Origin of the sequence: Rubellimicrobium mesophilum DSM 19309, from assembly GCF_000600335.2 — a bacterium.
Classification (GTDB): domain Bacteria; phylum Pseudomonadota; class Alphaproteobacteria; order Rhodobacterales; family Rhodobacteraceae; genus Rubellimicrobium; species Rubellimicrobium mesophilum.
The window spans coordinates 22265-28735 of sequence record NZ_KK088594.1; the positions used below are offsets into that span (position 1 = coordinate 22265).

Sequence of the window (6471 nt, forward strand, 5' to 3'; positions counted from 1 at the left end):
TCCTCCGTTGAGCAACATGGATACAAGGTGGCGCCAAGTCCGTGCCGCGTTCCTGACGCCCGCTTGACAGGGCCAGCCCCACTCCAGGCGGCTGGCGGCCAACGATATGGAAAGGACATTCAGGGTTTCAAGAGGGGAAGCTATGCCATAGGCGACTACCGATTCAGAACGCTCGATGCGTCGTAGGTGCCTCAGGTCGGCGGATTGCGACAAAGCTGCGGATTAGGATGTCCCGTCTGGAACAGATGTCTTTTTCCTTTGTATTCTTCACTTTTTGAGCAGTTTCGGCACCAGCACCATTACGCCTCCTCGCCCGGCACCGTGACCTTCTCGTGCAGCACCTCGCGGACCCAGAGCTTCTCGACGAGAACGAGACAGACCACAGCCAAGGGCGTTCCGAGGAGTAGCCCCAACGGCCCGAAGAGCACGCCGAAACCGAGAACCGCAAAGATCGTCAGTACCGGTGGCACGCTCGCCGTGCGCTGCTGCAGGAGAGGCTGGATGAGAATGCCCTCCATTTGCTGAACCACGACGAAGAGCCCGGCCACCCAGAAAGCTGTGTGCAAACCGCCGTCAGTCAGGCCCGAAGCTACGGCCGGGATGGCACTCGCCACAGGCCCTACAAAGGGCACGAACTCCAAGAGCCCAGCCATGAAGCCCAGAGCCAAGGCCGACGAGATACCCAGCACCATGAGCCCCAGCGTCACCAGAGTGCCCACGACCGCCATGGCAGCGAGCTGTCCAACAAGCCAAAGCTTCAGGGCTCGGCCGAGCGCCTCCAGTGTGCCGCGGACCTCGTCCTGACGGCTCGGGGGCACGAGCCTGAGGATGCCGCTCAGGTACAGCTCGGGCGCTAGCGCAAGATAGATGCCAGCTGCCAGCACCACGAGGAGCTTGGCAGCCGCCGTGATTGCCCGGGTTGTGAAGCCGGCCAGGCCTGCGACCAGATCTCGCCCGTCGAACCCTTGGACCTGCTGCTGCTGCTGCAACCACTCCCGCAGCGGGTCGGCACCAAGCTGGTTTTCAACGGCCTGCACCAGATCAGGCAGCCGCTCCAGAAGAGCCGCCCCTTGTGCCCGGATCTGCGTCCCAAGAAGAACGACAAAGCCCGCCACGAGCACGAGGATAAGCAGTGCGGCCAGAGCCACGGCGACACGGTCCGGAATGGGCGTGTACCGCGCAACGGGCCCCGCGATCGAGCGCAGCAGGATAGCCACGAGAACGGCGCCGAAGAAGAGCAGCAGCACCTGCGCGAGGTACCAGACCAGAACGACACCTGCCGCGGTGACAGCCACCAGGACTAGAAGCTTGGCTGCGGCCCACAGCCCCGCGCCCTGCCCCGGATCGGCTGAACCGGTCATGGAACCCTCAGATGATAAGGCACTGTTCCCTGGTCATCCTACCAGAAACTCGGCTCCGGACTGGACCATTGTTAGGCGCCGATTGGAGACACCAGCCCACATCAGCGCCTCGCCACAACCGGGCAGCCGGGCGTGCTCCGCCAGACGATTTACGGCTGATACAGCGCAACGGGCACCAAGGTCCGTGTTCCAGAACGTTACGTCCGACGAAACTCCGAAAACGACGAGCCGTGCGAAAGGCGATGTCCCGACCGCGCTGTGGCCAGATCGCGCGCTGCCCTACGGCCCTCGTCAATCTTCTCCTGCGCTTCCTCTAAATCCTCTTGGGCTGGCTCGGGCGTCACTTGGCGCGCCTCGGCCGCGGGCTCGAAGCAGAGCTCAGCCAAGACCGGGAAGTGGTCCGAACCGATATGGGGGAGCCGCTCCAGCCGCACCAGCGTGAACGAGGCCTCGTGGAAGATGTGGTCCAGGGGCCAGCGGAAGATCGGATAGTCGGCGTGGAAGGTGTTGAACATGCCCCGGCCCCGGCGGGGATCCAGGCATCCGCTGATGCGCTGAAAGAGGCGCGTCGTGTGCGACCAGGCCACATCGTTGAGGTCGCCCGCCACGATCGAGGGGCCGCCCGTCAGCACGGATCTCCCGGGCCACGATCAGGATCTCGGCATCGCGCGTCTCGGTGTTCTCCTCCACCTGCGGCGGCCGCGGATGGAGGCCGGAGAACTCGATCCAGTCGCCTGATGGCAGGCGCACGCCCGCTTGGACGGATGGAATCTCGCCCTCCACCAGGAACCGGACCCGGGGCGAACGCAACTCGAGCTTGGAGAAGAAGTGGAGGCCGTAGTAGTTCCCCTGCGGCTGCTTCAGGCGGAACGGGTAGTCGCGGTCGAGGACCTCGAGCTCATCGCGCCACCAGTCGTCGGTCTCGAGCAGCAGCACTAGGTCAGGGTCCTTGTCCCGGATGAGCCGGAGGAGACGGTCGGCGGTTCGGTTCTCCATCAGCACGTTGGAGATCAGAAGCCGAAGGGATCGATCCGGGTCAGGCGACCGATCCTGTTTCACCTGCCGGGGCCAGAGCCGCGTGTAGGGCAGGATGCGGATGGCTTGGCAGGCCAGCGCGGCCGACAGAGCGAGGCCGAAGCCGACGTCCAGGGCTGTGCCCCAGCCGATCAGGGCCGCGTGCAGGATCAGCACCGCCGCCAGACCGCAGGCGATCTGCATCCGGGGATAGTCGGCAAACCGGATCCACCAGCGCGCGCTTCGCAGGCGGGCCAGCGCGGTCATGACGATGAGCACGACACCAGGCACGAGCAGGATGAACTTCACAGGGTCCTCCAGAGGATCGCTGCAGGCCCGGCGAGGAGGCGGGCCGCTCGCTCGAAGGCATTACGCAAATGCCTTGTTCCCGGATCCATGCGGCCCGACTGAGCCGGGATGGCAGCCGGACCTGGGTCCGAACAGCGTGAGTTGGGCTCGGCAATTTACGACCGGCGCAAAGCTAAGCTGAAGTCGTCGCGAGGCTCGCGGCTCAGGCCGTTAGGGCTGGCGGCTGGCACCTGCCGAAGGTACAGCCCGCCCTGCGCTGATCTGGATCGTCATGCAACCTCCTTGCCGGGAACGCGTCGGAGCGCAAATCGGAAGGGGCAAACATATGACCTCGGATGCCCATGATGTCCTGCGCTCGCCGCGCCACCTTGTCGACGCGGGCCTAACGCCGGCGCAGAGCCTGCCGGAGCTTGAGACGGTGGCGGCCCGCTACGCCGTCGCCATCACGCCCGCCATGGTGGACCTGATCGTGCCCGCGCACCCCGATGACCCGATCGCGCTCCAGTTCGTGCCGAACGTTGCGGAGTTGGAGCACGCGCCGGAGGAGACCTCCGACCCTATCGGCGACCTTGGGCACAGCCCCGTTCCGGGCATCGTGCATCGCTACCCCGACCGCGTGCTCTTAAAGCCGCTGCACGTCTGCCCGGTCTACTGCCGCTTCTGCTTCCGCCGCGAGATGGTCGGCCCCTCGGGCCTGGGCACGCTCAGCGCAGAGGAGCTCGACGACGCTCTGGCCTACATTGCAGCGCGCTCCGAGATCTGGGAGGTGGTTATTACCGGCGGCGATCCTCTGATCCTGTCGCCGCGCCGCTTTGGCGACCTCCTGGAGCGGCTCGGCGCCATTCCGCATGTGAAGGTTGTGCGCTTTCACACCCGCGTGCCGGTCGTGGCGCCGGAGAGCGTCACCGGCGACCTTGTGGCCGCGCTTCGCTCGGATCGGGCCAAGGCCGTCTATGTCGTGCTCCATGCGAACCACGCTCGCGAATTGACACCTACGGCACGTGCCGCCTGCGCCCGCCTAATCGACGCCGGCATCCCGATGCTGAGCCAGTCGGTGCTGCTCCGGGGCGTCAACGACCGGGCCGAGACGCTGGAGGCTCTCATGCGGGCGCTGGTCGAGACGCGGATCAAGCCCTACTACCTGCACCACCCAGACCTCGCGCCCGGGACCGGGCACTTCCGGGTGCCGCTCGCCACTGGGCAAGCCCTGATGCACGCTCTGCGGGGCCGGGTCTCGGGCCTGTGCCAGCCCACCTACGTCCTCGACCTCCCCGGCGGCCACGGCAAGGTGCCAATAGGAGCGAGCTACGTCACACCCGTTGCTGGGCAGCCTAAGGAGCCCCCGCGGTCTCTGGTAGAGGACTACAATGGGCACAGGCACGTCTATCCGCCGATCCCGAGGACAGTTGATTGAGCCACAGACGGTCAACGCCTTCCCAGGGCAAGGAAACTCTAAGGTTACGGGCCGGGTAAGCTCTGGGCTGGTTTGATACCGCAGGAGGTGCACGCAGCCGACGCTCAATGGGCGCAGGGCCCTGCCCGCTCACTCCGCGGAGCCTTAACCTTGTCCTCACAACCAACATCAAGGGACGAAACTCGTCGCAGAGCCCTTGAACCTTGAACCACATCTATCGCTCGGCAGCTCGCCATCGCAGGGCCGAGCGGATACCAACTGCCGAAACGCCGACGATCGCAACCAGAGCCGCTCCGTGACCTTCCCGATCTCCCTCGCAAACCCCATCCGCCATCCTGGCCCACCCCCGGATTCCTGCGACGTCGTCGTGATCGGCGGCGGCGTGATCGGCGTGATGACGGCCTGGTTCCTGGCCGAGCGGGGCCTTCGCGTGACGCTCTGTGAGAAAGGGCGGATCGCGGGCGAGCAGTCGAGCCGCAACTGGGGCTGGGTGCGCCAGCAGGGCCGCGACCCGGCCGAGCTGCCCATCATGGTCGAGAGCCTGCGCATCTGGGAGCGCCTGGCCCAGGAGTTCGGGGACGCCCTGGGCTTCCGCCGAACGGGCGTCATGTACCTCGCTGATACCGAGGCCGACCTTGCCGCCTTCGAGGCTTGGCTGCCGCACGCGGAGGCGCACGGGCTGGATACGCGGCTGCTCGGACGGGCCGAGGTGGTCGAGCGGCTCAAGGGCTCGGCCGACCGCTGGCTTGGCGCGCTCTTCACGCCCTCGGATGCTCGGGCCGAGCCATGGGTAGCGGTACCCCTCCTTGCTCAGGGCGCGGCGGCGCGCGGAGCCGTGATCATAGAGAACTGTGCCGTGCGCGCGCTCGACCGCCGAGGCGGGCGCATCGCCGGAGTTCTCACCGAAGCCGGAAGGATCGCCTGCGATCAGGTGGTGCTCGCGGGGGGCGCGTGGTCGTCGCTGTTCCTGCGTGCCGAGGGGATCCCCCTGCCGCAGCTTGCGGTGCTGGCCTCGGTCGCGGCCACTGAGCCCCTGCCTGAGATCTTCCCGGGCGCGGCCGCCGATGGCCGCTTTGCCTTCCGCCGGCGCGCGGACGGGGGCTACAGCCTCGCGGCCGGGGCCGCGCACGGCTTCTTCGTCGGCCCTGACGCCCTGCGCCACGCCCGGGCGTTCGTTCCCGTTCTGCGCAAGGATTGGCGCTCGACCCGGCTCCGGCCCGCCGCACCGCGTGGCTTCCCCGATGCGTGGGGGACACCGCGCCGCTGGACACCTGACGGACCCTCGCCCTTTGAGGCCATGCGCATCCTCGATCCAAGGCCCGATCAGCGGGTCCTCGCGGGGGCACAGGAAGCGTTCGGGGCAGCTTTCCCGGTCCTCGGCCGGCCGAAACTGCGGGCGTCCTGGGCCGGCATGATCGACACCATGCCCGACGTGGTGCCGGTGATCGACCGCGTAGACACCGTGCCGGGCTTGGTGCTGGCCACTGGCTTCTCAGGCCACGGTTTTGGCATCGGTCCCGGCGCCGGGCGGGTTGTGGCGTCGCTCGTCGCAGGCGATGCCCCGGGCCACGACCTCCGTCGGTTCCGCCTTGGGCGCTTCTCGGACGGCTCGCGCCTCGAACTTGGGCCATCGCTTTAGTCGGGCGCGTGCGACGGCCATGTCAATGAGTGAGTTAGCTGGATCACCGTGTCTCCGACGCAGAGCATCCTAAGTTAACTAAGTATTGTTTAGGAGGACGCACCATGGCTGGCGGCTGGACGCACGACGGCGCGGTCAACGAACAGATCGAGGCCTCGATCAATGACGAGCTCAAACGCATGCAGGCCATGCGCCGTCCCGTTGGGGCTAGCCGAACCCACTGCGCGGAATGCGAGGAGCCGATCCCCGAGGCCCGTCAGCAAGCTATTCCCGGCGTGAAGCTGTGCCTCGACTGCCAGAAGGAGCGGGACACCCGCTTTGTGTCGCGGGGCGGGATCAATCGCCGGGGTTCGAAGGACAGCCAGCTGAAGTGAGAGGCCGCGGAGAGCCCTAGGGCCGCATATAGGACCGACCTCTCTTGCATTGCTGTTTGCTTCTCAGCCCCTGCCTACCGTATCGAACAGCGCAGAACCCAGAGGAACGGCGGAGCTAAGCACCGCGTTCGGGGCAGAAAGGAGCGCACCATGAACCCCGCCTCGCCCGAGATCCTCGAAGGCCGTCTCATCGCGCAACGCAAGGTGCTGGCTGAGATCCTGGTCCGTCTGGGCCGGCAGGACCCCACGCTCCTTGACGCATTGGAGGAGCGCAGTGTCTTTCGCGACCACGAGGAGGATCCCGGTGTCGTGGAGCCCTCCCCAGAGTTCGCCATCGAGGCGGCCGTTGCTGACGAGTTC

General features: G+C 66.6%; 6 protein-coding genes and 1 pseudogene. 4 read left to right on the forward strand and 3 right to left on the reverse strand.

The features are described 5' to 3' along the window. Window positions 1–299: 299 nt before the first annotated feature. The 3 genes and pseudogenes from RUMESO_RS17195 to RUMESO_RS17200 form a co-directional block, all read right to left on the reverse strand. Complete coding sequence (locus tag RUMESO_RS17195) at window positions 300–1361, reverse strand: AI-2E family transporter (RefSeq protein WP_051521431.1); 1062 nt, start codon at window positions 1359–1361, stop codon at window positions 300–302. Window positions 1362–1558: 197 nt separating this feature from the next. Then, on the reverse strand, window positions 1559–1993 hold the full coding sequence (locus RUMESO_RS28625; RefSeq protein WP_425414922.1) for an endonuclease/exonuclease/phosphatase family protein: 435 nt from the start codon (window positions 1991–1993) through the stop codon (window positions 1559–1561). Beyond that, window positions 1992–2642: pseudogene (locus RUMESO_RS17200) on the reverse strand (endonuclease/exonuclease/phosphatase family protein); the annotation flags it as partial. The gene RUMESO_RS28625 and the pseudogene RUMESO_RS17200, both read right to left, overlap by 2 nt. A 367-nt stretch (window positions 2643–3009) precedes the next feature. On the opposite strand from RUMESO_RS17200, the gene RUMESO_RS17205 reads away from it, so the two are divergent. The 4 genes from RUMESO_RS17205 to RUMESO_RS17220 all read left to right on the forward strand — a co-directional run. Further along, window positions 3010–4098, forward strand: a complete 1089-nt coding sequence (locus RUMESO_RS17205; RefSeq protein WP_037281830.1) for a lysine-2,3-aminomutase-like protein — start codon at window positions 3010–3012, stop codon at window positions 4096–4098. Window positions 4099–4393: 295 nt separating this feature from the next. Further along, window positions 4394–5737, forward strand: a complete 1344-nt coding sequence (locus RUMESO_RS17210; protein ID WP_037281832.1) for an NAD(P)/FAD-dependent oxidoreductase — start codon at window positions 4394–4396, stop codon at window positions 5735–5737. 104 nt (window positions 5738–5841) lie between these two features. Continuing rightward, window positions 5842–6111 carry a DksA/TraR family C4-type zinc finger protein gene (locus RUMESO_RS17215; protein WP_037281834.1) on the forward strand — a complete coding sequence of 90 codons (270 nt, stop codon included), beginning with the start codon at window positions 5842–5844 and terminating at the stop codon, window positions 6109–6111. Between the two features lie 150 nt (window positions 6112–6261). Beyond that, window positions 6262–6471 (forward strand): hypothetical protein (locus tag RUMESO_RS17220; RefSeq protein WP_037281835.1); only part of this gene is annotated, 210 nt, incomplete at its 3' end.